22 protein-coding genes are annotated in these 24,616 nt (G+C 60.1%); 17 read left to right on the forward strand and 5 right to left on the reverse strand.

The window, feature by feature from the left end; all coding sequences use genetic code 11:
• Nucleotides 1–129 precede the first annotated feature (129 nt).
• From edd to PGR6_RS06200, 11 genes are all read left to right on the forward strand, one after another.
• A complete protein-coding gene (gene edd / locus PGR6_RS06150) occupies nucleotides 130–1,956 on the forward strand; it encodes a phosphogluconate dehydratase (RefSeq protein WP_019581468.1) in 1,827 nt (608 codons plus the stop codon).
• Nucleotides 1,953–2,903, forward strand: coding sequence for a glucokinase (locus PGR6_RS06155; RefSeq protein ID WP_064616380.1), 951 nt, complete (start codon nucleotides 1,953–1,955; stop codon nucleotides 2,901–2,903). Before edd ends, PGR6_RS06155 begins: the two co-directional genes overlap by 4 nt.
• A gap of 160 nt (nucleotides 2,904–3,063) precedes the next feature.
• Complete coding sequence (locus tag PGR6_RS06160) at nucleotides 3,064–3,795, forward strand: response regulator (RefSeq protein WP_007934711.1); 732 nt, start codon at nucleotides 3,064–3,066, stop codon at nucleotides 3,793–3,795.
• Nucleotides 3,785–5,254: an ATP-binding protein gene (locus tag PGR6_RS06165; protein ID WP_018926473.1), complete on the forward strand. Its 1,470-nt coding sequence runs from the start codon at nucleotides 3,785–3,787 to the stop codon at nucleotides 5,252–5,254. The genes PGR6_RS06160 and PGR6_RS06165 overlap by 11 nt, the downstream gene beginning before the upstream one ends.
• Nucleotides 5,255–5,484: 230 nt before the next feature.
• A complete protein-coding gene (locus PGR6_RS06170; RefSeq protein WP_064616382.1) occupies nucleotides 5,485–6,744 on the forward strand; it encodes a D-mannose isomerase in 1,260 nt (419 codons plus the stop codon).
• A 117-nt stretch (nucleotides 6,745–6,861) separates the two neighbouring features.
• Nucleotides 6,862–8,163, forward strand: a complete 1,302-nt coding sequence (locus PGR6_RS06175) for an ABC transporter substrate-binding protein (protein WP_064616384.1) — start codon at nucleotides 6,862–6,864, stop codon at nucleotides 8,161–8,163.
• Between the two features lie 143 nt (nucleotides 8,164–8,306).
• A complete protein-coding gene (locus tag PGR6_RS06180) occupies nucleotides 8,307–9,215 on the forward strand; it encodes a carbohydrate ABC transporter permease (protein ID WP_018926470.1) in 909 nt (302 codons plus the stop codon).
• On the forward strand, nucleotides 9,208–10,053 hold the full coding sequence (locus PGR6_RS06185) for a carbohydrate ABC transporter permease (RefSeq protein ID WP_019581464.1): 846 nt from the start codon (nucleotides 9,208–9,210) through the stop codon (nucleotides 10,051–10,053). The genes PGR6_RS06180 and PGR6_RS06185 overlap by 8 nt, the downstream gene beginning before the upstream one ends.
• Before the next feature lie 2 nt (nucleotides 10,054–10,055).
• Complete coding sequence (locus PGR6_RS06190) at nucleotides 10,056–11,216, forward strand: ABC transporter ATP-binding protein (protein WP_018926468.1); 1,161 nt, start codon at nucleotides 10,056–10,058, stop codon at nucleotides 11,214–11,216.
• A gap of 129 nt (nucleotides 11,217–11,345) precedes the next feature.
• On the forward strand, nucleotides 11,346–12,692 hold the full coding sequence (locus PGR6_RS06195) for a carbohydrate porin (protein ID WP_018926467.1): 1,347 nt from the start codon (nucleotides 11,346–11,348) through the stop codon (nucleotides 12,690–12,692).
• Nucleotides 12,693–12,808: 116 nt separating this feature from the next.
• Nucleotides 12,809–13,663, forward strand: a complete 855-nt coding sequence (locus tag PGR6_RS06200; protein WP_064616385.1) for a D-hexose-6-phosphate mutarotase — start codon at nucleotides 12,809–12,811, stop codon at nucleotides 13,661–13,663.
• A gap of 60 nt (nucleotides 13,664–13,723) precedes the next feature.
• Here the strand turns inward: PGR6_RS06200 and PGR6_RS06205 are convergent, their stop codons facing one another.
• Nucleotides 13,724–14,584 carry a MurR/RpiR family transcriptional regulator gene (locus PGR6_RS06205; protein WP_172901244.1) on the reverse strand — a complete coding sequence of 287 codons (861 nt, stop codon included), beginning with the start codon at nucleotides 14,582–14,584 and terminating at the stop codon, nucleotides 13,724–13,726.
• A 227-nt stretch (nucleotides 14,585–14,811) separates the two neighbouring features.
• Between PGR6_RS06205 and zwf the strand changes: the two genes are divergently transcribed.
• The 4 genes from zwf (at nucleotide 14,812) to PGR6_RS06225 (ending at nucleotide 18,608) form a co-directional block, all read left to right on the forward strand.
• Nucleotides 14,812–16,281 carry a glucose-6-phosphate dehydrogenase gene (gene zwf / locus PGR6_RS06210; RefSeq protein WP_019581460.1) on the forward strand — a complete coding sequence of 490 codons (1,470 nt, stop codon included), beginning with the start codon at nucleotides 14,812–14,814 and terminating at the stop codon, nucleotides 16,279–16,281.
• Complete coding sequence (gene pgl, locus PGR6_RS06215) at nucleotides 16,268–16,981, forward strand: 6-phosphogluconolactonase (protein WP_018926463.1); 714 nt, start codon at nucleotides 16,268–16,270, stop codon at nucleotides 16,979–16,981. Before zwf ends, pgl begins: the two co-directional genes overlap by 14 nt.
• 17 nt (nucleotides 16,982–16,998) lie before the next feature.
• Entirely contained in the window at nucleotides 16,999–17,664 is a 666-nt protein-coding gene (locus tag PGR6_RS06220) for a bifunctional 4-hydroxy-2-oxoglutarate aldolase/2-dehydro-3-deoxy-phosphogluconate aldolase (protein WP_018926462.1), read from the forward strand.
• A 218-nt stretch (nucleotides 17,665–17,882) separates the two neighbouring features.
• On the forward strand, nucleotides 17,883–18,608 hold the full coding sequence (locus tag PGR6_RS06225; protein WP_064616387.1) for an intradiol ring-cleavage dioxygenase: 726 nt from the start codon (nucleotides 17,883–17,885) through the stop codon (nucleotides 18,606–18,608).
• Between the two features lie 2 nt (nucleotides 18,609–18,610).
• Here PGR6_RS06225 and PGR6_RS06230 read toward each other — a convergent pair whose 3' ends face one another.
• A complete protein-coding gene (locus PGR6_RS06230) occupies nucleotides 18,611–19,792 on the reverse strand; it encodes an aminotransferase class V-fold PLP-dependent enzyme (protein WP_064616389.1) in 1,182 nt (393 codons plus the stop codon).
• A 25-nt stretch (nucleotides 19,793–19,817) separates the two neighbouring features.
• A complete protein-coding gene (locus tag PGR6_RS06235) occupies nucleotides 19,818–20,054 on the reverse strand; it encodes a DUF3820 family protein (RefSeq protein WP_007949456.1) in 237 nt (78 codons plus the stop codon).
• Between the two features lie 202 nt (nucleotides 20,055–20,256).
• Between PGR6_RS06235 and PGR6_RS06240 the strand changes: the two genes are divergently transcribed.
• Complete coding sequence (locus tag PGR6_RS06240; RefSeq protein WP_018926459.1) at nucleotides 20,257–20,724, forward strand: ferritin-like domain-containing protein; 468 nt, start codon at nucleotides 20,257–20,259, stop codon at nucleotides 20,722–20,724.
• Between the two features lie 264 nt (nucleotides 20,725–20,988).
• Here PGR6_RS06240 and PGR6_RS06245 read toward each other — a convergent pair whose 3' ends face one another.
• On the reverse strand, nucleotides 20,989–21,459 hold the full coding sequence (locus tag PGR6_RS06245) for a MaoC family dehydratase (RefSeq protein ID WP_018926458.1): 471 nt from the start codon (nucleotides 21,457–21,459) through the stop codon (nucleotides 20,989–20,991).
• A 44-nt stretch (nucleotides 21,460–21,503) separates the two neighbouring features.
• The gene (locus PGR6_RS06250; RefSeq protein WP_018926457.1) at nucleotides 21,504–22,448 is read right to left on the reverse strand and encodes an alpha/beta hydrolase; all 945 of its coding nucleotides are present in this window, start codon (nucleotides 22,446–22,448) and stop codon (nucleotides 21,504–21,506) included.
• A gap of 233 nt (nucleotides 22,449–22,681) precedes the next feature.
• On the opposite strand from PGR6_RS06250, the gene fadD2 reads away from it, so the two are divergent.
• Nucleotides 22,682–24,370, forward strand: a complete 1,689-nt coding sequence (gene fadD2 / locus PGR6_RS06255) for a long-chain-fatty-acid--CoA ligase FadD2 (protein ID WP_064616391.1) — start codon at nucleotides 22,682–22,684, stop codon at nucleotides 24,368–24,370.
• Nucleotides 24,371–24,616 lie beyond the last annotated feature (246 nt).

The raw sequence follows: 24,616 nt of genomic DNA on the forward strand, positions 1-24,616 counted from the left end.
TATCTACAACGAGTGACCTGAATCAACTGGTCCGAATGATCAAGAAAGCCGTCTGTCATCCCGATCACAACGGCGTTTGATCAGCATAGACAATCAGGTCGCCACATCCGTTAGCCTGGAGTTCTACACATGCATCCCCGCGTCCTTGAGGTCACCGAACGGCTTATCGCCCGCAGCCGCGCCACGCGTGAGGCTTACCTTGCATTGATCCGTGGCGCCGCCAGTGACGGCCCGATGCGCGGCAAGCTGCAATGCGCCAACTTCGCCCACGGCGTGGCCGGATGTGGCAGCGACGACAAGCACAGCCTGCGGATGATGAACTCCGCCAACATCGCAATTGTTTCGTCATATAACGACATGCTCTCGGCGCACCAGCCGTACGAAGTCTTTCCTGAACAGATCAAAAAAGCCCTGCGCGAAATCGGCTCCGTCGGCCAGTTCGCCGGTGGCACCCCGGCCATGTGCGATGGCGTGACCCAGGGCGAACCGGGCATGGAACTGAGCCTGCCGAGCCGTGAAGTGATCGCGTTGTCCACCGCCGTGGCGCTGTCCCACAACATGTTCGATGGCGCGCTGATGCTCGGCATCTGCGACAAGATCGTGCCGGGCCTGATGATGGGCGCGTTGCGCTTCGGTCATCTGCCGATGATTTTCGTGCCGGGCGGGCCGATGGTGTCGGGCATCTCCAACAAGCAGAAAGCCGATGTGCGTCAGCGCTACGCCGAAGGCAAGGCGACCCGCGAAGAGCTGCTGGAATCGGAGATGAAGTCCTACCACAGCCCTGGCACCTGCACGTTCTACGGCACCGCCAACACCAACCAGTTGCTGATGGAAGTCATGGGCCTGCACTTGCCGGGCGCCTCGTTCGTCAACCCGAACACCCCGTTGCGCGATGCCCTGACCCGCGAAGCGGCGCATCAGGTGACGCGCCTGACCAAGCAGAATGGCAACTTCCTGCCGATCGGCGAAATCGTCGACGAGCGTTCGCTGGTCAACTCCATCGTGGCCCTGCACGCCACCGGCGGCTCGACCAACCACACCTTGCACATGCCGGCCATCGCCATGGCCGCAGGCATCCAGTTGACCTGGCAGGACATGGCCGACCTCTCCGAGGTGGTGCCGACCCTGAGCCACGTGTACCCGAACGGCAAAGCCGACATCAACCACTTCCAGGCAGCGGGCGGCATGTCGTTCCTGATCCGCGAACTGCTGGAAGCCGGCCTGCTCCACGAAAACGTCAACACCGTGCTCGGCCACGGCCTGAGCCGCTACACCAAAGAGCCGTTCCTCGAAAACGGCGAGCTGGTCTGGCGCGAAGGCCCGATCGAAAGCCTCGACGAAAACATCCTGCGCCCAGTGGCTCGGGCATTCTCGGCAGAGGGTGGCTTGCGGGTGATGGAAGGCAATCTCGGTCGTGGCGTGATGAAGGTCTCGGCAGTCGCCCTGGAAAACCAGGTCGTCGAAGCCCCGGCCATGGTGTTCCAGGATCAACAGGACCTGGCCGATGCGTTCAAGGCCGGTCTGCTGGAGAAGGATTTTGTCGCGGTAATGCGCTTCCAGGGCCCGCGTTCCAACGGCATGCCGGAACTGCACAAGATGACGCCGTTCCTCGGCGTGTTGCAGGACCGTGGCTTCAAAGTCGCGTTGGTGACTGACGGACGCATGTCCGGCGCCTCGGGGAAAATCCCGGCGGCAATCCACGTCAGCCCCGAAGCTTATGTGGGCGGCGCTTTGGCGCGGGTGCGAGAGGGCGATATCATCCGCGTCGATGGCGTCAAAGGCACCCTGGAGCTTAAGGTGGACGCCGAAGAATTTGCAGCGCGCGAGCCGGCTAAAGGCCTGTTGGGCAACAACATCGGCACCGGTCGCGAACTGTTTGGTTTCATGCGCATGGCCTTCAGCTCCGCAGAGCAAGGCGCCAGCGCCTTTACTTCTGCCCTGGAGACGCTTAATTGAAACTGGCTTTGGTCGGTGACATCGGTGGGACCAACGCACGTTTCGCGTTGTGGAAAAACCAGCAACTGGAATCAGTCCAGGTGCTGGCGACGGCAGACCACGCCAGTCCGGAGGAGGCTATCGCGCTCTATCTGAACGGGCTCGGTCTGGCGCCGGGTTCGATCGGTTCGGTGTGCCTGTCGGTGGCGGGCCCTGTGAGCGGTGATGAATTCAAGTTCACCAACAATCACTGGCGGCTCAGTCGCAAGGGTTTCTGCAAGACCTTGCAGGTGGATCAACTGCTGCTGGTCAACGATTTCTCGGCCATGGCGCTGGGCATGACCCGCTTGCAGCCGGGCGAGTTCCGGGTGGTCTGCGAAGGCACGCCGGAACCGTTGCGGCCAGCGGTGGTGATCGGTCCGGGCACGGGGCTGGGCGTAGGCACGTTGCTCGATCTGGGCGAGGGCCGTTTTGCCGCGTTGCCGGGGGAGGGTGGTCACGTCGATCTGCCGCTGAGCAGCCCACGAGAAACCCAGCTGTGGCAACACATCTACAACGAGATCGGCCATGTCAGCGCTGAAACGGCATTGAGCGGCGGTGGTTTGCCGCGAGTCTACCGGGCGATCTGCGCCGTTGACGGCCACACACCTGTGCTCGACACGCCTGAGGCGATCACGGCGGCCGGGCTGGCGGGTGATCCGATTGCCCTGGAAGTGCTCGAGCAGTTCTGCTGCTGGCTCGGCCGCGTGGCCGGCAACAATGTGCTGACCACCGGTGCACGGGGTGGTGTGTACATCGTTGGTGGAGTGATTCCACGGTTTGCCGACTTTTTCGTTAAAAGCGGTTTCGCCCGGTGCTTTGCCGACAAGGGTTGCATGAGCGATTACTTCAAAGGCATTCCGGTGTGGCTGGTGACAGCGCCGTATTCCGGCCTTGTTGGCGCGGGTGTGGCGTTGGAGCAGGCCTGAGACCGCGTCACCTCATTCGCGGGCAAGCCTCGCTCCTACAAGGAATGTCACGAACCCTGTAGGAGCGAGGCTTGCCCGCGAAGAGGCCGGAACAGACAACATAGATCCATGATCGATCAGGCATAATCCTCCCTAACACAAACAACAAGGACGCCGCCCCGTGAGCTCAGTCAACAAGTCGATTTTGTTGGTCGATGACGATCAAGAGATACGCGAGTTGCTGGACACCTACCTGACCCGTGCCGGTTTCCAGGTCCGCACCACGCCCGATGGCGCAGGCTTTCGTCAGGCGCTGAACGAGGCGCCGAGCGATCTGGTGATCCTCGACGTGATGCTGCCGGACGAAGATGGTTTCAGCCTCTGCCGCTGGATCCGCCAGCACCCGCGCCAGGCCCACGTGCCGATCATCATGCTCACCGCCAGTTCCGATGAGGCTGACCGCGTCATCGGCCTGGAACTGGGCGCCGACGACTACCTCGGCAAACCCTTCAGCCCCCGTGAATTGCAGGCGCGGATCAAAGCCTTGTTGCGTCGCGCGCAGTTCGGTCAGGAGCGTTCCGGCGGTGAAGTGCTGGCCTTCGACGACTGGCGGCTGGACATGGTCAGCCATCGGCTGTTCCACACCGACGGCGAAGAAGTGATTCTCTCCGGCGCCGATTTCGCCCTGCTGAAACTGTTCCTCGATCACCCCCAGGAAATCCTCGACCGCGACACCATCGGCAACGCCACCCGTGGCCGTGACCTGATGCCGCTCGATCGCATCGTCGACATGGCGGTCAGCCGTTTGCGCCAGCGTCTGCGCGACACCGAAAAACCGCCGCGGCTGATCCGGACGGTGCGTGGCAGTGGCTACCAATTGGCAGCCAACGTGGTTGCCGGCAATGGTCACTGAGTTCCTGCGCAAGCTCGCCGGGCGCGTGCCGGTGCCGCGCTCGCTGCTCGGGCGCATGCTGCTGCTGACCCTGTTGGCGGTGCTGTTTGCCCAGACGCTGTCGAGCGTGATCTGGGTTTCGCAACTGCGTGCTACCCAACTCGAAGGCCTGGTCACCAGCGCCCGCAGCCTGGCCCATTCGATGACGGCCAGCGTCAGTTATTTCCGCTCGTTGCCGGTGGCGTTCAGGCCGCTGGTGCTCGACCAGTTGCGCAGCATGGGCGGCACCCGGTTCGTGGTGACCCTCAACGACAAACCCTTAGGCATGGAAGTGCTGCCGATCACGCCGCGCAAAGAAGCGGTGCTCAAAGCGGTGGACGAAGTGCTGCGCCAGTCGCTGGGCCAGGACGCCGATATTTCGGTGACGTTCGTCAGCCCCGAAGACCTGCGGATCTTCAATAGCGGGCTGAAACTCGATGAATTGCCACGCTCCTGGGCGCACTACGCGTTGACCCTGGAGCCAGTGAACCCACCGGTGCTGGTCACGCAAATCCAGATGGCGCCGGGGGAATGGCTGTACATCGCTTCGCTGTTGCCCGAGCCCTACACCAGTCTTGAAGAGCAAGGCCTGCCGGCACAGCAAGTCTGGTTCATCGTACTCACCAGCGGCTTCTTACTCCTGTTCATTGGCCTGCTGGTGCATTGGCAGAGCCGGCCACTCAAGCGATTGGCGCGGGCGGCGCGGGACATGTCCCTGGGCGCCGACGTCGAACCAGTCGCTCAGGGGGGCGGCAGTGAAGTGGTGGAAGTCGGTCGCGCGTTCAATGCGATGCGTGAACGCATCAGCCGTTACCTGACCGAGCGCAGCCAGTTGTTCAGCGCGATTTCCCATGACTTGCGCACACCGATCACTCGGCTGCGACTGCGGGTTGAATTACTTGAAGACGAAAAGCTGCAAGCCAAGTTCGGTCGTGATCTGGATGAGCTGGAGTTGCTGGTCAAAGGCGCGCTGCAATGCGTGAAAGACACCGACATCCACGAAAACATCGAGCCGGTGGATCTCAACCATGTGCTCGACTGCCTGGTGGAACCGTATCTGGCGCCTAACGGCAATGGCCGCGTGACTCAGCAGGGGCGGGCGCTGGCGCCGTATCCCGGCAAGCCACTGGCGCTCAAGCGCTGCATCGGCAACCTGATCGACAACGCCTTGAAGTACGGGCAGAACGCGCATCTGCACATCGATGACGACGAGAGCGCGTTCGTCCTGCATGTCGACGACGAAGGCCCGGGTGTGCCGGAGCAGCGGCTGGAGCAAGTGTTCGAGCCGCACTTCCGCCTGGCCGGGCAGCAACAGGGTTATGGCTTGGGGCTGGGGATTGCCCGCAACATCGCCCATAGCCATGGCGGCGAAGTCAGCCTGCAAAACCTGCGTGAAGGCGGGTTGCGCGTGACGTTGCAGTTGCCGCGACCAATGGATTGACACTGCCCCTGTGGCGAGGGAGCTTGCTCCCGTTGGACTGCGCAGCAGTCCCTCTTTCAGGGCCGCTCCGCGCCCCAACGGGAGCAAGCTCCCTCGCCACAATTAACCACTCACTTCAAAATCAGGGTGAATGTCACAGGTCGGTGACATAACGCTCCCCCTTCGTTACCTGCCCGCCACCGACCGTTGTTTAGACTGGTCCCAGTCATAACAACAAAAAAAGGTATCGCATGGACACCTTCCAACCCGCCTTCAGCAGTTGGCTGAACGCGCCTGCCCATCAGCAATGGCTCGCCGCCGAAGGCCTGCGCCTGCTGGCATTTGCCAAGGCTTCAAAGCTTCCCGAAGGTTTCGGCAACATTGATGAAAAGGGGCGCCTGGCGGTCAACGCGCAAGCCGAAACCATGAACACCGCGCGCATGACCCACAGCTTCGCCATGGCCCACATCCAGGGTTTGCCGGGGTTCGCCGAGCTGGTGGATCACGGCATCAAAGCCCTCAGCGGGCCGCTGCGTGACGCCGAACACGGTGGCTGGTTCGCCACGCCCGAACACCGCGACGGCAATACCGGCAAAGCCGCTTACCTGCATGCCTTCGTGGCGTTGGCCGCGAGTTCTGCGGTGGTTGCCCAGCGTCCCGGTGCGCAAGCCTTGCTCGATGATGCGATCCACATCATCGACAGCCATTTCTGGAGCGAGGAGGAGGGCGCCATGCGTGAGTCCTTCAACCGCGACTTCAGTTGCGAGGAGGCCTATCGCGGCGCCAACAGCAACATGCACGCCACCGAAGCCTTTCTCGCCCTGGCCGATGTCACCGAGGACCACCGCTGGCTGATTCGCGCGCAGCGCATCGTCGAGCGTGTCATTCACGAACACGCCGCCGCCAACGATTACCTGGTGGTCGAACATTTCGACCGCGACTGGCAGCCGCTGCGTGACTACAACCACGACAACCCGGCCGACGGTTTCCGCCCTTACGGCACCACGCCGGGTCATGGTTTCGAATGGGCGCGGTTGTTACTGCACCTTGAAGCGGCGCGGGTGCAAGCCGGGATGCTCACGCCGGGCTGGCTGGTCACCGATGCGCAAAAACTCTTCGAGCATAATTGCCGTCACGGCTGGGACATCGATGGCGCGCCGGGCATTGTCTACACCCTCGACTGGGACAATCGCGCGGTGGTTCGTCATCGTTTGCACTGGACTCATTGCGAAGCCAGCGCCGCCGCCAGTGCGCTGCTAAAACGCACCGGTGATGAGCAATACGAGCGTTGGTACCGACTGTTCTGGGAATTCTGTGACAGTCATTTCATCGACCGCTGCGATGGCAGCTGGCATCACGAGCTCGATCCGCTGAACCGCCTGAGCGCCGATATCTGGGCCGGTAAACCTGACCTGTATCACGCCTGGCAAGCCGTATTGATCCCGCGCCTGCCATTGGCGCCGAGCATGGCCAGTGCGCTGGCGCAATTGTCCCAGAGCGCTCCTGTGTAACCATGTGGTGACATTCGCGCGTCCCTTCGTTACCTGCGAAGGGCTATCCCCTGTTTAAAATCCTATGCAGCGCAAGCACCAGACTTGCATGCATAACAACAAGAAAGGTACTACTAGATGAATGCGATTTCTCGCCTCGCTACTGTCATTTCTCTCGCTTCACTGCTTCCCGTTGCTGCATTCCCGCTCAGTGCCCTTGCCGCCGATTCCAAAGGTTCGGTGGAAGTCGTTCACTGGTGGACGTCTGGTGGTGAAAAAGCAGCTGTCGATGTGCTCAAGGCTCAAGTCGAAAAAGACGGCTTCACCTGGAAAGACGGTGCAGTCGCCGGCGGTGGCGGTGCCACGGCCATGACCGTACTCAAAAGCCGCGCCGTGGCCGGTAACCCGCCGGGCGTAGCACAGATCAAAGGCCCGGACATTCAGGAATGGGCGTCTACCGGTCTGCTCGATACCGACGTCTTGAAAGACGCTGCCAAAGCTGAGAAGTGGGACAGCCTGCTCGACAAGAAAGTCTCCGATACCGTGAAGTACGACGGTAACTATGTGGCCGTGCCGGTGAACATTCACCGCGTCAACTGGTTGTGGATCAATCCGGAAGTCTTCAAGAAAGCCGGCATCGAAAAAGCGCCAACCACCCTTCAGGAATTCTACGCGGCCGGTGACAAGCTCAAGGCTGCGGGCTTCATTGCGCTGGCCCACGGTGGCCAGCCTTGGCAAGACAGCACCGTGTTCGAAGCGGTGGTCCTGTCGGTCATGGGCGTCGATGGCTACAAGAAAGCCCTGGTCGATCTGGATAACGCGGCGCTGACCGGTCCTGACATGGTCAAGGCGCTGACCGAGCTGAAGAAAGTCGCGACCTACATGGACGCCGACGGCAAAGGCCAGGACTGGAACCTGGAGGCGGCCAAGGTCATCAACGGCAAGGCCGGCATGCAGATCATGGGTGACTGGGCCAAGAGCGAGTGGACAGCGGCCAAGAAAGTCGCCGGCAAGGATTACGAATGCGTAGCCTTCCCGGGCACCGACAAGGCCTTCACCTACAACATCGACTCGCTGGCCGTGTTCAAGCAGAAAGACAAGGGCACTGCTGCAGCTCAGCAGGACATTGCCAAGATCGTGCTGGGTGAGAACTTCCAGAAAGTCTTCAGCATCAACAAGGGTTCGATCCCGGTTCGAAACGACATGCTGAGTGACATGGGCAAGTACGGTTTCGACTCCTGCGCCCAGACGGCTGCCAAAGACTTCCTGGCGGACGCCAAGACCGGTGGCTTGCAGCCGAGCATGGCGCACAACATGGCGACCACGCTGGCGGTACAGGGTGCTTTCTTTGATGTCGTGACCAACTTCATCAACGATCCGAAAGCCGATCCTGCCACTGCCGCCAAGCAACTCGGCACTGCCATTAAAGCGGCCAAGTAATGCTTGGCCTGTAGGAGCCGGCTTGCTGGCGATAGCGATGTGTCATTCAACGCAGATGTCGACTGACACACCGCCTTCGCCAGCAAGCCGGCTCCTACAGGGGACCTGGCCGAATTCTCTCTCTCTTCGTACTGGATCTTCCCATGAGTTCTGTTGCTGTGTTCAGCAAGGCCTCGCCGTTCGATGCATTGCAGCGCTGGCTCCCCAAGCTGGTGCTGGCGCCGAGCATGTTCATTGTTCTGGTGGGGTTCTATGGCTATATCCTGTGGACCTTCGTCCTGTCGTTCACCACTTCGACCTTCCTGCCGACTTACAAATGGGCGGGTCTGGCGCAGTACCAGCGGCTGTTCGACAACGATCGCTGGTGGGTAGCGAGCAAGAACCTGGCGCTTTTCGGCGGCATGTTCATCGGTATCACCCTGGTGATCGGTGTGTTGCTGGCGGTGTTTCTTGATCAGCGCATTCGTCGCGAAGGTTTCATTCGCACCATTTACCTGTACCCGATGGCGCTTTCGATGATCGTCACCGGTACTGCCTGGAAATGGCTGCTCAACCCGGGCATGGGCCTGGACAAATTGCTGCGTGACTGGGGCTGGGAAGGCTTTCGCCTGGACTGGCTGATCGATCCGGATCGCGTTGTGTACTGCCTGGTGATCGCGGCGGTATGGCAAGCCTCGGGCTTTATCATGGCGATGTTCCTCGCCGGCCTGCGTGGCGTTGATCAATCGATCATCCGTGCCGCCCAGATCGATGGCGCGAGCATGCCGCGCATTTACCTGAAAGTGGTGTTGCCGAGCCTGCGCCCGGTGTTCTTCAGCGCAGTGATGATCCTGGCCCACATCGCTATCAAGAGTTTCGACCTGGTAGCGGCAATGACCGCCGGTGGCCCGGGTTATTCCTCCGATCTGCCTGCGATGTTCATGTATTCCTTCACCTTCAGTCGCGGCCAGATGGGCATGGGCTCGGCCAGTGCGATTCTGATGCTCGGTGCGATTCTCGCGATCATCGTGCCTTACCTGTACTCCGAGCTGAGGGCCAAACGTCATGACTAGTTTCGCTGCCAAACCTGCCATCAGCCTGAGTCGCATCGCGATCTATGGCGTGCTGCTCCTTGCGGTATTGCTGTACCTGATACCGCTGGTGGTCATGCTGTTGACCAGTTTCAAGACGCCGGAAGACATCAACTCCGGCAACCTGCTGAGCTGGCCGACCGTGGTCAGCGGTATTGGCTGGATCAAGGCCTGGGGCACGGTTGACGGGTACTTCTGGAACTCGATCAAGATCACCGTTCCGGCGGTAATGATCTCCACGGCCATCGGTGCGTTGAACGGCTATGTGCTGTCGATGTGGCGCTTTCGCGGCTCGCAGTTGTTCTTCGGCCTGCTGCTGTTCGGTTGCTTCCTGCCATTCCAGACGGTCCTGCTGCCGGCCTCGTTCACCCTCGGCAAGATGGGCCTGGCCAGCACGACGACAGGCCTGGTGTTCGTGCACGTGGTCTACGGCCTGGCGTTCACCACGCTGTTTTTCCGTAACTACTACGTCAGCGTTCCCGATGCACTGGTGAAAGCGGCGCGGCTCGATGGCGCGGGGTTCTTCACCATCTTCCGCTTGATCATTTTGCCGATGTCCACCCCGATCATCATGGTCTGCCTGATCTGGCAGTTCACTCAGATCTGGAACGACTTCCTGTTCGGCGTGGTGTTCTCAAGCGGTGACTCGCAACCCATTACGGTGGCGTTGAACAACTTGGTCAACACCAGTACCGGGGCCAAGGAATACAACGTTGATATGGCGGCGGCAATGATCGCCGGGTTGCCAACCCTGCTGGTCTATGTGGTCGCAGGTAAGTATTTCGTGCGCGGGCTGACGGCCGGCGCAGTCAAGGGGTAATCATGGCTACGCTCGAACTTCGCAATGTAAACAAAACCTATGGCCCCGGCCTGCCGGACACCCTCAAGAACATTGAGCTGTCGATCAAGGACGGTGAATTCCTGATTCTTGTGGGCCCTTCGGGTTGCGGTAAATCGACCCTGATGAATTGCATCGCCGGTCTTGAGACCATCACCGGCGGCGCGATCATGATCGGTGACCAGGACGTCAGCGGCATGAGCCCCAAAGACCGCGACATCGCCATGGTGTTCCAGTCCTACGCGCTGTACCCGACCATGAGCGTGCGCGAAAACATCGCGTTCGGTTTGAAGATCCGCAAGATGCCTGCCGCCGACATCGACGCGGAAGTCGCTCGTGTGGCCAAGCTGTTGCAAATCGAACACCTGCTCAACCGCAAGCCGGGTCAGCTCTCCGGTGGTCAGCAACAGCGCGTGGCCATGGGCCGGGCGTTGGCTCGTCGGCCGAAGATCTACCTGTTCGACGAACCGCTGTCCAACCTCGACGCCAAGCTGCGGGTCGAGATGCGCACAGAAATGAAACTGATGCACCAGCGCTTGAAAACCACCACGGTCTACGTGACCCACGACCAGATCGAAGCGATGACCCTGGGCGACAAAGTGGCGGTGATGAAGGACGGGATTATCCAGCAGTTCGGTACGCCGAAAGACATCTACAACAACCCGGCCAACCTGTTCGTGGCGAGCTTCATCGGTTCGCCGCCGATGAACTTCATCCCCCTGCGTTTGCAGCGCAAGGACGGCCGTCTGTTGGCGCTGCTCGACAGCGGTCAGGCGCGCTGCGAATTGCCGCTGGGCATGCAGGATGCCGGTCTCGAAGACCGCGAAGTGATCCTCGGCATGCGCCCGGAGCAAATCGTGCTGGCGAACGGCGAAGCCAACGGCCTGCCGACCATCCGCGCCGAAGTGCAGGTCACCGAACCGACCGGTCCCGACACCCTGGTATTCGTCAATCTCAACGACACCAAGGTCTGCTGCCGTCTGGCACCGGACGTCGCACCAGCCCCGGGCGAGACCCTGACGCTGCAATTCGATCCATCGAAAGTGCTGCTGTTCGATGCCAAGACCGGTGAGCGTCTGGGCGTTGCCGGCCTGCCAAAAACCGAAGCTCACAGCGCCAACGTGGCCCAGTTCAAAGGCCGCTGAAGATCAAATGTGGGAGCGAGCAAGCCCGCTCTCACAGGGGGGATTAGTGGCGGATGGAGACATCCGTCGCAATCGATGTAAACCGCGTTAGATAAAAACAGTTAATAACAATAAAACGAGGATGTAGGGATGAAGAAGAAGAACAACGCTCAGCTGATCTGCCAATTGTCAGCGGTTGCGGCGATGATGCTGGCCGGTAGCGTACACGCGGCTGACGCGTTCAGTGCCGATTCCCAGTGGATGACGGGGGACTGGGGTGGCGAGCGGACCAAGCTGATCGAGCAAGGTATCGACATCAAGGCCGACTATGTCGGTGAAGTGGGCGCCAACCTGCACGGCGGCTACAACGACGACAAAACGGCGCGTTACGCCGACCAGTTTGGTCTGGGCGTGGCGCTGGACCTGCAAAAACTGTGGGGCTGGGATAACACCCAGGCCAAGATCCAGCTCACCAACCGTAACGGTCAGAACATCTCCAATGACCGTGTCGGCGACCCGCGTGCCGGCACCTTGAGCTCCTCCCAGGAAGTCTACGGCCGTGGCCACATGGTCCGTCTGACCCAGCTGTGGATCAAGCACCAGTTCCTCGACGGGAAACTGGACGTCAAGGCTGGTTACTTCGGCGAAGGCGAAGACTTCAACACCTTCCCTTGCGAGTTCCAGAACCTGGCATTCTGCGGTTCCCAGGCGGGTAACTGGGCGACCGGTATCTGGTACAACTGGCCGGTCATGCAGGCAGCGGTTCGCGTGAAGTACAACATCACGCCTGAGTTCTATGCGCAGATCGGCGCGTACAACCAGAACCCATCGCAACTTGAGCACGGTAACGGTTTCAAGCTCAGCGGCAGTGGCACCAAAGGCACCGTCTTGCCGGTTGAATTGGTCTGGTCGCCGAAGGTCAACAACCTGCCGGGCGAATACCGTGTCGGTTACTACAAGAGCACGGCCGACGCCAATGACGTCCGTAAAGACGACAACGGCAATGATGCAGCGACCACCGGCAATGCCTATCGCAGCCATGACAGCAAGCACGGTTACTGGTTCGTGGCGCAGCAACAACTGACCACCCATAACGGTGATGCTTCGCGCGGTCTGAACATCGCGGCCAACGCCACCTTCCACGACAAGGACACCAACTTCGTCGACAACTACCAGTCGCTGATGTTTGTTTACAAGGGCCCGTTCGATGCGCGTCCAAAAGACGACGTCGGGATCGGTTTCTCCCGTATCCATGTCAACGATGACGTGAAGAAAAACTCCGAGTTGGTCAACGCCGCCAATGGTGTCACCGACTACAACGATCCACTGTTCGCGCCACTGCGCAGCACCGAGTACAACTACGAGATCAACTACGGTTTCCACGTTACCAACTGGCTGACGGTGCGTCCTAACTTGCAATACATCACTCACCCGGGTGGTGTGGATGAAGTTGATAACGCGCTGGTCGCCGGCCTGAAAATTCAGTCGGTGTTCTAACGTTGTTGCGATAAGCTCCTCTCTATGTGCGCATATTTGCGGACGGCCATGGCTGTCCGCTTTTTTTTGGGGGTGGCGCACCCTCGGGTGACAGATGATTTTCAGGACCGTGGCACATGCTTGAGCATCCGCTACAACGCTTCTTCAAATCCTTGCGCGAACGTCCGGTGTTTGCGTGGGAGCGCTATCAGATGCGCGACGTGCTGGTGATCGACCATCCGCTGTGTCAGGCGGTGTTCAGTCGTCAGGGCGCGCAGTTGTTGCACTTCCAGCCAAAGGGTCAGAAACCCTGGTTGTGGTGCGCGGCGAAATGGCCGCACGTGGGTGCGATTCGCGGCGGCGTGCCGGTGTGCTGGCCGTGGTATGGCCGCCACCCAAGCGAAAACGCCTGGCCGTCCCATGGTTGGGCGCGCCTGCTCGACTGGAAGCTGCTCGACAGCAGCAGTGACGACGATGGCGTGCGCCTGCACTGGCAGTTACAGCTGTGCGACTGGCAAGTGGACTTGCATGCGCACCTGGGCGAACGCATGGATTTGCACCTGAGCACCGAGCATCAGGACGACATGCCGTGCCAGTTGAGTCAGGCGTTGCACGCCTATTGGCGTATTGGTGATGTCGGTGAGATAGCGCTGTCTGGGCTCGAAGGAGCGCAAGGTTACGACCAGTTGAACCGCCAGGCTTGCCAACAGGAAGGCGAGTTGCGGGTCGACGGTGGGTGTCAGCGCGTGTTCCAGCATGACGGCGAACTGCAGCTCAAGGACCACGCCTGGCAGCGCGAACTGTGCATCGACACCGGTGATCATGCGGACACGGTGGTCTGGCATCCCGGCTCGCGGCCATTACTGGGCGTGAGCTGGAACGAGATTTCCGAGTTCGTCTGTGTGGAAGCGGCCAGCGGCGGCACCGACAGCCTGTGCCTGGCGCCGGGGGAGCGGGCGCATTTGAGTTTGCAGGCGCGGGTTGGGGCGTAGCCGATGCGCACAACCTTTGTGGCGGTGCGGCGTTCCGACAAGCCCCTTCGCCACAGTGGGTTAATTAAACTCATCCCCAATCGGATACCGACTGGCATTGAGGCTTTCCTTGATCTTGCGCAAATGCGGCTGGAAATCCACGCCTCGGCGCAAGGTCATGCCGGTGGCGAGCACATCGAGCACGGTCAGCTGAATGATCCGCGAGGTCATCGGCATGTAAATGTCGGTGTCTTCCGGCAACGGAATGTTCAGGCTCAAGGTACTGGCTTTGGCCAGCGGCGAACCTTCGGCCGTCAGCCCCAGCACCGAAGCGCCGTTTTCCCGGGCGATGCGTGCCACTTCCACCAGTTCGCGGGTACGGCCGGTGTAGGAGATGATCACGAATAACTCACCGGTGTGGGCCACCGAGGCAATCATGCGTTGCATCAGCACATCGGCATGGGCGGTCACTGCCAGGTTGAAGCGGAAGAACTTGTGCTGCGCATCCAGTGCCACCGGGGCCGAGGCGCCGAGGCCGAAGAAGTGGATCTGCCGGGCCTGGATCAACAGGTCGACGGCGCGGCTGATCAGGTTCGGGTCCAGTGCCTGGCAGGCGCTGTCCAGGGACGCGATGGCGCTGCCGAAGATCTTCTGGGTGTAAGCCTCGGGGTTGTCGTCGGCTTCCACCGCACGGCTGACATACGCCGCGCCGCTGGCCAGGCTCTGGGCCAGCTGCAGTTTCAGTTCAGGGTAGCCGCTGACACCGAATGAGCGGCAGAAACGGTTGACCGTCGGCTCACTGACCGACGCGGCCTGGGCGAGGGCGGCGATGCTGAACCGGGTCGCCTGCTGTGGGTTGAGCAGGATCACTTCGGCGACTTTGCGTTCTGCCTTGTTCAGGTCTTCGAGGCGACTCTGGATCTGTTCCAGTAAATTTCGCACGCGGTCCATATGGGGTTCCTAAATTCACCTGCGCAAACAAGCGCTCGGCTATGCAAATTGGGCCTTTGATACGGCCCATAACGGTGGCCTATCCTACTGATGGCTCCGACCGACCACCACTCGGAATCTATATTTTGCGAAAATGTTGTGGTTATTACTACATTTTCCCTTGAGTGATGCCTTGAAAAAAGGTATTTGTAGCTTAACTTGATAAAAGAACAAACATCATGCCTTCGATTACGGTTGAACCGTGCACCTTTGCCTTGTTCGGCGCTCTCGGCGATCTAGCCCTGCGCAAGCTGTTTCCTGCCCTTTATCAACTCGATGGTGCCGGCCTGCTTCATGAGGATACGCGCATTATCGCACTGGCCCGTGAACCTGGCAGCGAGCAGCAGCATCTGGCGTTCATCGCCACCGAGTTGCGTCGCTACGTGGGCGCCAAAGAGCTGGATGAAGCCGTGCTCGAGCGCTTCCTGGCCCGGTTGAGTTACCTGCATGTCGACTTCCTCAAGGCTGACGATTACGTCGCCCTGGCCGAGCAGGCCGGCAGCGCCCAGCGGGTGATTGCCTACTTCGCCACGCCGGCGGCGGTTTACGGTGCTATTTGCGAGAACCTGTCAAAGGTTGGCCTGGCCGAAAACACCCGCGTGGTGCTGGAAAAACCCATCGGTTCTGACCTGGAATCCTCGCGCAAGGTCAACGACGCCGTGGCGCAGTTCTTCCCGGAGAACCGCACCTACCGTATCGACCACTATCTGGGCAAAGAGACCGTACAAAACCTGATCGCCCTGCGTTTCGCCAACAGCCTGTTCGAAACCCAGTGGAACCAGAATTACATTTCCCACGTGGAAATCACCGTGGCCGAGCAGGTCGGGATCGAAGGCCGTTGGGGTTACTTCGACAAGGCCGGCCAGCTGCGGGACATGATCCAGAATCACCTGCTGCAGTTGCTGTGCCTGATCGCCATGGACCCGCCGGCCGACTTGTCCGCCGACAGCATCCGCGACGAGAAAGTCAAAGTGCTCAAGGCACTGGCGCCGATCAGCCCGGAAGGCCTGACCACTCAAGTGGTGCGCGGCCAGTACATCGCCGGTCACAGCGAAGGCAAGTCGGTGCCGGGGTATCTGGAGGAGCCTAACTCCAACACCCAGAGCGACACCGAAACCTTCGTTGCCCTGCGTGCCGACATTCGCAACTGGCGTTGGGCCGGCGTACCGTTTTACCTGCGCACCGGCAAGCGCATGCCGCAGAAGCTGTCGCAGATCGTCATCCACTTCAAGGAACCGTCGCACTACATCTTCGCCCCCGAGCAGCGCTTGCAGATCAGCAACAAACTGATCATCCGCCTGCAACCGGACGAAGGCATTTCCTTGCGCGTGATGACCAAGGAACAAGGCCTGGACAAGGGCATGCAGTTGCGCAGCGGTCCGTTGCAGCTGAATTTTTCCGACACCTGGCGCAGCGCACGGATTCCCGATGCCTACGAGCGGTTGTTGCTGGAAGTGATGCGTGGCAATCAGAACCTGTTTGTCCGTAAAGATGAAATCGAAGCCGCGTGGAAGTGGTGTGACCAGTTGATTGCCGGGTGGAAAAAGTCCGGTGATGCGCCCAAGCCGTACGCGGCCGGGTCCTGGGGGCCGATGAGTTCCATTGCACTGATCACGCGGGACGGGAGGTCGTGGTATGGCGATATCTGAATTGAAACTGCCTCAGGGCGTCAGCGCCCATGAGTTCAAAAAACCGATGCTGCTGGCCGAAGGCCTGGCATTGGCAGTGGCCAAACAACTGAGCGACGCGATTGCCGCACAAGGCACAGCGACGCTGGTGGTGTCCGGTGGGCGCAGCCCGGTGGCATTTTTCCAGCACCTGGCCAAGCAGGCGCTGGACTGGTCGAAGGTGGTGGTCAGCCTGGCTGACGAGCGCTGGGTGCCGGTGGAGCATGCCGACAGTAATGCCGGTCTGCTCAAGCGTTACCTGTTGCAAGGTCCGGCGGCCAAGGCCCAGTTCCTGAGCCTCTACAGTGCCACCGCCAACCTGGAGCAGGCCGCCGAGCAGGCTGATCGCTTGCTCGCCGAATTGCCGGCGATCGATGTGCTGGTGCTGGGCATGGGCGACGACGGTCACACCGCATCACTGTTCCCCAACAGCCCGAACCTTGCCGACGCCTTGAAAGTCGACGGCACTCGTCGTTGCTGGCCGATGCTGGCGCCGACCGTGCCGCGTCAGCGCCTGACCATGAGTCGCGCGCTGCTGGCTTCGGCCAGGCACACCGTTCTATCGATTTCCGGTCAGTCCAAGTTGACCACCCTGAGCGCCGCACTGGCCGGTGACGATGTCGCCGCCATGCCGATTCGGGCGTTTCTGCAACCTACGTTAGAGATTTACTGGTGCCCATGAACCAAGGATCAGCCGCTATGACAAACACATCCCCGACCGTTTCCATGGCGGACAAAGTTGCCCTGATCGACAGCCTCTGCGCCAAGGCGCGGATCCTGCCGGTGATCACCATCGCTCGCGAACAGGACGTGCTGCCGTTGGCCGACGCCCTGGCCGCCGGTGGCCTCACGGCGCTGGAAGTGACCCTGCGTTCGCAGTTCGGCCTCAAGGCCATCCAGATCCTGCGCGAAAAGCGTCCGGAACTGGTGACCGGTGCCGGTACGGTGCTTGATCGCAGCATGCTGGCCGCTGCCGAAGCCGCCGGTTCGCAATTCATCGTGACGCCGGGCATCACCCGTGACTTGCTCGAAGCCAGTGTCGCCAGCCCGATTCCGCTGTTGCCGGGCATCAGCAACGCCTCCGGCATCATGGAAGGCTATTGCCTGGGCTATCGCCGCTTCAAGCTGTTCCCGGCGGAAGTCAGCGGCGGCGTCGCGGCCATCAAGGCCCTGGGCGGCCCGTTCGGCGAAGTTAAATTCTGCCCGACCGGCGGCGTCAGCCCGGCCAACATCAAGAGCTACATGGCGTTGAAAAACGTGATGTGCGTGGGCGGTAGCTGGATGCTTGACCCCGAGTGGATCAAGAACGGCGACTGGGCCCGCATCCAGGAGTGCACCGCCGAGGCGTTGGCGCTGCTGGACTGATCTGATTTACCGGATATACCGGATTTACCAAACACTTCGTTGTGTGTTCTACGGCTTTACGGTGCGCTTGGTCGGTGCACCGTTTTTTTTTGCCTGGTGAAAATCCCCATGACTGTCGAAATGCTCTTTTTAGGATCGACATCACGCGATACATAGTTACCGCATCTCGCCGCACGTCCAGCGTTAATCTGCGTTCATCTTATGGAAGAGAGAACGTCATGGACGACAACACCTCGGCTGCACCCCCACTACCGGTTTATCAACTGTCACCCGAGCAGATCGCCGGTCCGTATTTTCGAAATCCAAAACTGATCAGGCGAAACGTCAGCGAAGGCATGGACGGCATTCCCTTGGTGCTGCGGCTCACGATCGTCGATGCCATGACCGGTCAACCGGTTACCGGGGCATTGGTCGATATCTGGCATTGCAATGCGCGCGGGGCGTATTCGGGCTGGAGCAAGGTCAACCCGGACAAGGAAGTCGATGTGGATGATATCGGGTCGATCCCGCGCACCGACGACGACACCTACCTGCGTGGTGGGCAATTCACCGACAAAATGGGCATCGTGCGGTTTACCACTATTTATCCGGGGTTCTATGCCGGCCGCGCTTTGCATATTCACGTCGCGGTACGCATCACAGCCGGTAATAACTATCTGGAAGAGCGGCACGTCGCCTGGGTCGGCCAGCTTTACTTTCCCGAGGTCGCATCAAGGTCGGTGCTCAATGCCCGTGAGTACAGCGGTCGAGCCGTCTCACCGCTGACCAATGCGCAGGATATGTTTTATCAGCGCATGGGCGGCGAGGCCTCGACCCTGAATATTCACACCATCGGTCGAGACTCGAATGAGGACGGCTTTTTCGGGCACATGACCATCGGTGTCGACACGTTTGCGGCGTCATCGCAAATCAAGCCCGAGGACTTTGATAAATACACTGTGTGACGTCAGCGCAATTCGTTCAACGCCCGGGCCAGTACATCCATGTCCGCAGCCATGGTCGTGAGCCCCGGTGTGATGCGGATGCACGGGCCACACGCCGCGCAGCTGCGCGCCACGGTAAACAGGTTGTAGTCGTTGAGCAGGCGCTCGACCATCGCCTGTTGGTCGGCATGCCGGGTAAAGCGCATCGAGGTGATGCCGCAATACAGGCGCGGGTCATCCGGGGTCAGGACTTCGATCCCCGGTAACTCCCGAACGGCATCGACCCAGCGGTTGCGCAGGTAATTGAGCCGAGCGCCCTTGGCGACGGAACCGCCCATGGCCTGATGCTCTTCGAACACCAGCGGCAGGGTCAGCAGGGCCGGGATGTTCGGGGTGCTGTATGGCGTGCGGGCGCGAATGTCGGTGTCAGGGAAATGCATCTCGTCCATGTCCGGGTCGATGTCGGCCAGGCGCTCGGGCGCGATGTAAATGAAGCCGAGAGTCAGCGGCGCACCGATCCATTTGTGCAGGTTGTAGCCGGCGAAGGCGATGCCCAGTTCATCGAGGTTGAACTCGATCTGGCCCAGAGCATGGGCGCCGTCGAGGATTACATCGATGCCATGCTCCCTGGCGGCAGCGGCGATCGCCTGCACCGGCATTACCAGACCGGTGCGATGGGTGACGTGGGTCAGGGCCATCAACTTCAGTCGCGGATAACGTGTGAAAGCTTCGCGGTACGTGGCCAGCAAGCTGTCGAAACTGGCGGGGCGACGGTGCTCGATCTCGATCACTTCCACGCCTCGATAGCGGGCCAGCCAACGCATTGCGCTCTTGACCGTGTCGTACTCCAGATCGCACAGCAGGACCTGATCGCCCGGTTCCAGGCGATTGTAGTTGCGGATCAGCGACTGCAAGCCGTCCGAGGCGTTGCGGGTGAAGGCGACGGCTTCGGCCGGGGCACCGATCAGCTCGGCCAGCTGCGCGCGAATCTTGACGCTTTCGCCCTGTTCGAAGCGCTGGCGCACATGCACCGAGTTGCCGCGGTTGATGAGCTCGATGTTGCGCTGATACTCCTCGACCACGGTGCGTGACATGCGCCCGAAGTAACCGTTCTCCAGGTTCAGGGGGCCGGGTTCGACAGCATAGCGGTCGGCAAAGGTCTGCCAAAAGGCTTCATCACGGGCACGGCGGGTGTTATCGGGCATGGGCGACTCGGTGCGATAGGGCGGTTCAGTGACGGGGGGCAGGTTTGCCGTGCTTGGCGCGCAGCGGTTCGAGCAGTTCCGACAGGCCGTTGTGGTCGATTTCCTGCATCAAGGCCAGCAACCCGCCCAGTTCCCCGTGAGGGAAACCTTCGCGAGCGAACCAGTTCAGGTACTGGCCGGGCAGGTCGGCAATGATACGGCCCTTGTATTTGCCGAAGGGCATCTCGCGGGTAATCAGCAGTTCGAGCTTTTCGGGATTCATCATCAGTCGTCTTGATTTAGAACAGTCTGGAAAATACAGGCATTCTGCATGCAGGCCAATTGACAGATCATGCAAAAAAAGCGGATACAGATTTCGACTAAAGATTAACTCATTGAAATATAAGTAAAAAATTTCAATTCGAAGCTGGCATGCAGGGTGCAACGATTGATTGCATCTTTCATCAACCGCAAGGAATTGAAAAATGACCGACATTAATAAAGAAGCGATCTCTGTACTCAACGACCTGATTGAAACCTGTAAAGACGGTCAGGAAGGGTTCAAGACTTGCGCTGAAGACATCAAGAATCCCGAACTCAAAAACCTGTTCATTCAGCGCTCCGCCGACTGCGCCTCTGCCGCTGCCGAACTGCAGGCCACTGTGCGTTCCCTGGGTGGTGATCCGGAAACCTCCACCAGCGTCAGCGGTGATCTGCATCGCCGTTGGGTCGATGTGAAGTCGATGTTCACCGGCAAGGATGAAGAGGCAGTGCTGAACGAAGCGGAGCGTGGTGAAGACCACGCGAAGAAGGCTTACAAGAAAGCGCTGGATAAAATCAACGAGGACAACCTGGTGAGTATTCGTGACACCGTTGAACGCCAGTACCACGGCGTGCAACGCAACCACGATCAGGTCAAAGCCCTGCGTAACCAGGCTCGCGCACGCTCGTAAGCGTTCGTTACCCATCAAAAACGCCAGCCAGTCTGGCGTTTTTTTGTGTTCGAGATTGTAGGAGAACGAAACGCTGCATTCACCGTGGCGAGGGGGGCTTTTTGTGGCGAGGGAGCTTGCTCCCGCTGGGGTGCGCAGCGCCCCCAATCGGGCACCTCGATTCACCTGTTCCGGCGCGGAGCAGCTTTTACGACTGCTGCGCAGCCGAACGGGAGCAAGCTCCCTCGCCACAGAAGCCCATCCAGGCCACGGATGAGTGATGAATCAGCCGATGCTGATCGCCGGCAACGTCGGCAATGTCACGGTCTGCTGTTTACGCGGCGCCAGAATCTCCGCTTCGCCATCCACTACCAGTTCATCACGCTGATTGAACACTCGGGTGGCGATCCGCACACGAAACTTCGGCATTTTCTCGAGAATTTCCAGGCGCACAGTCAGCGTGTCGCCAATCTTCACCGGCTTCTGAAAGCTCATTGTCTGACCGATATAAATAGTCCCCGGCCCAGGCAGCTCGCAAGCCACCGCCGCGCTGATCAACGCGCCGCTGAACATGCCGTGGGCGATGCGTTCCTTGAACATGGAGGCAGCGGCGAATTCGGCGTCCAGGTGCACCGGGTTGTGGTCGCCGGACATCGCGGCGAACAACTGAATGTCGCGTTCTTCGACGGTTTTGCTGTAGCTGGCGGTCTGGCCGACTTCGAGGGCTTCGTAAGGGGTGTTGGTAACCTGGGTCATCTGTCTCGATTCCTGTGACGAATTAAATGAATCCACAAAAAAAACTATTCGGCTCTGGGTGGCCGGCGGTTGCTCAAGGCCTGGGCGATCCAGTTCAGCACGTCGGCAGTCACTTCATCGCGATTGCTCTCATTGAACAGTTCGTGCCGGGCCTGCGGGTAAATATTCAAGTGCAGGCTCTGGCAGCCAGCGTCGCGCAGGGCGTGGGCCAGATCTTTCAGACGTTTGCCTTCGCTCACCGGATCACATTCGCCGCCAATTACCAGCAGCGGCAGGCCCGGATCGATCTGGGCGAGATTGGACGCTTTGCTGATTTGCTGCAAGCCGCCGAGCAAATCGATCCATAGCTGATTGGTGCAGCGAAAGCCGCAGAGCGGGTCGTTGGCGTACTTGTCGACCTCGGCCGGGTCGCGGCTCAGCCAGTCAAACGAGGTGCGAGCTGGCTTGAACTTCTTGTTGAACGAGCCGAACGACAGCCATTCGATCAATGCACTGCGACCCTTGGGACCCTGGCGCAGGCGTTCGAGACGAGCAATCTGCCGCGCTGCGCGATAGAGCGCCACGGGCTGGAAGTTCGAGCCGCTGAGAATCGCCCCGTGCAGGCTGGCGCTGTGGTGCAGCAAGTAAGCCTGGGCGATGTAGCTGCCCATGCTGTGGCCCAACAGCACGATTGGCACGCCGGGATGCTGTTGGCCGATATGTTGGTTGAGGCAGGCGAGGTCACCGACCACTTTGCCCCAGCCATCGCTGTCGGCGAAGTGGCCCAGGGTGCCGTTTTCAGCGGTTTTGCCATGTCCACGCAGGTCCGGTGCGTAAACACCGTAGCCCTGTTCGCAGAGCTTTTCTGCCAGGCGAGCGTAGCGACCGCTGTGTTCCGCCATGCCATGGGCCAGCAGGATCACGGCTTTGAGCGGTGCAGTCGGCAGCCACTGGTTGACGAAGAGGCGGCTGCGGTCGCTCGCGGTCAGCCAGAAAGTGTCATGGATCATGGCGATTCCTTTGCATGGGACTGCATGCGGCATGGGCGTCGTTGCATTGTATAGCGCATCCCGCGCGCGCCGTCTGATCAGGCAGCGCCGGGGCAGCAAGATTCACGGGATCAATGAGGACTGTGCGCATATTTGCCTGATTCACCATAGCTGCTAGTGTCCGGGAAGCACCGCTTTTCAGAAGTGATAGAAAAAGCGGCCCCGGATAGATTCAGGTAATGAGGACAAGAACAATGCAACCTGATTTCTGGAATGACAAACGCCCGGCCGGCGTGCCCCTGGATATCGACCTTGGGGCCTATAAGTCGGTGATCGAGGTGTTCGAGCGTTCCTGCAAGAAATTTGCTGACCGCCCGGCATTCAGCAACATGGGCGTGACCCTGACCTACGCTGAACTGGAACGTTACAGCGCTGCGTTCGCCGGTTACCTGCAAGCCCACACCGACCTGGTGCCGGGGGATCGCATCGCGGTGCAGATGCCCAACGTCCTGCATTACCCGATTGCCGTGTTTGGCGCCCTGCGTGCCGGGCTGATCGTGGTCAACACCAACCCGCTGTACACCGCGCGGGAGATGCGTCATCAGTTCAAGGACTCCGGTGCCCGGGCTCTGGTGTACCTGAACGTGTTTGGACAGAAGGTCCAGGAAGTGTTGCCCGACACTGACATCCAATACCTGATCGAAGCGAAGATGGGCGACCTGATGCCCACCGCCAAGGGCTGGCTGATCAATACCGTGGTCGCCAAGGTCAAGAAAATGGTCCCGGACTATTCACTGCCCCGGGCCATCTCCTTCAAGAGCGCGCTACGTCTGGGCCGGGGCCTGGGCATCAAACCGCTGAACGTCGGTCTCGACGACATCGCCGTGTTGCAATACACCGGCGGCACCACCGGGCTGGCCAAGGGTGCGATGCTGACCCACGGCAACCTGGTGGCGAACATGCAGCAGGCGCGGGCATGCCTCAGTCAACTGGGTGCCGACGGTCAGCCGCTGCTGCGCGAAGGCCAGGAAGTGATGATTGCGCCGCTGCCGCTGTACCACATCTATGCCTTCACGGCGAACTGCATGTGCATGATGGTGACCGGCAACCACAACGTGCTGATCACCAATCCACGGGACATCAAGGGCTTCATCAAGGAGCTGAAGAACTGGCGGTTCTCGGCGCTGCTTGGGCTCAACACGCTGTTCGTCGCGCTGATGGACCATCCCGACTTCAAGACCCTGGATTGCTCCAGTCTCAAACTCACCAACTCCGGCGGCACGGCGCTGGTCAAGGCCACCGCCGAGCGCTGGGAACAGCTCACCGGTTGCCGGATCACCGAAGGTTACGGCCTGACCGAAACCTCGCCGGTGGCCTGCACCAACCCTTACGGCGACAAATCGCGCATCGGCACGGTCGGCCTGCCGGTGCCGGGCACGACCCTGAAAGTGATCAACGACGAAGGCGTCGAGCAGCCGCTGGGCGAACGTGGCGAACTGTGCATCAAGGGCCCGCAGATCATGAAGGGCTACTGGCAGAAACCCGAAGCCACCGCTGAAGTGCTGGATGCTGATGGCTGGTTCAAGTCGGGCGACATCGGGGTGATCGACCCGGATGGTTTCGTGCGTATTGTCGATCGTAAGAAAGACATGATCATCGTCTCGGGCTTCAACGTGTACCCGAACGAGATCGAAGACGTGGTGATGGCCCACCCGAAAGTCGCCAACTGTGCGGTGATCGGCGTGCCGGACGAGCGTTCGGGGGAGGCGGTGAAACTGTTTGTGGTGGCCCGTGAGTCGGGGGTCAGCCTTGAAGAGCTGAAGGCTTACTGCAAGGAAAACTTCACGGCGTACAAAGTGCCCAAGCACATCGTGTTGCGTGAGTCGTTGCCGATGACGCCGGTGGGCAAGATTTTGCGGCGGGAGTTGCGGGATATCGCATAACGTTTGAAGCTGCGCTACGCGCATTCGCGGGCAAGCCTCGCTCCTACAGTGGATTTGTGTCGCCCTATCGGGTGATCGACAAAAAACCGTAGGAGCGAGGCTTGCCCGCGAAGCTTTTAAGGCTATAAGCCGCGAATTCAGCGGCTTTCAGGGTGATATAGGATTTTTGCTCTAAAATGACCGCTTGCCATTCTTGAGTCACTAAAGTGACTGTAGGGGCCTATTTAGGCTCTAGTCGGCCCTTGG

Source organism: Pseudomonas sp. GR 6-02 (assembly GCF_001655615.1).
Taxonomy (GTDB): domain Bacteria; phylum Pseudomonadota; class Gammaproteobacteria; order Pseudomonadales; family Pseudomonadaceae; genus Aquipseudomonas.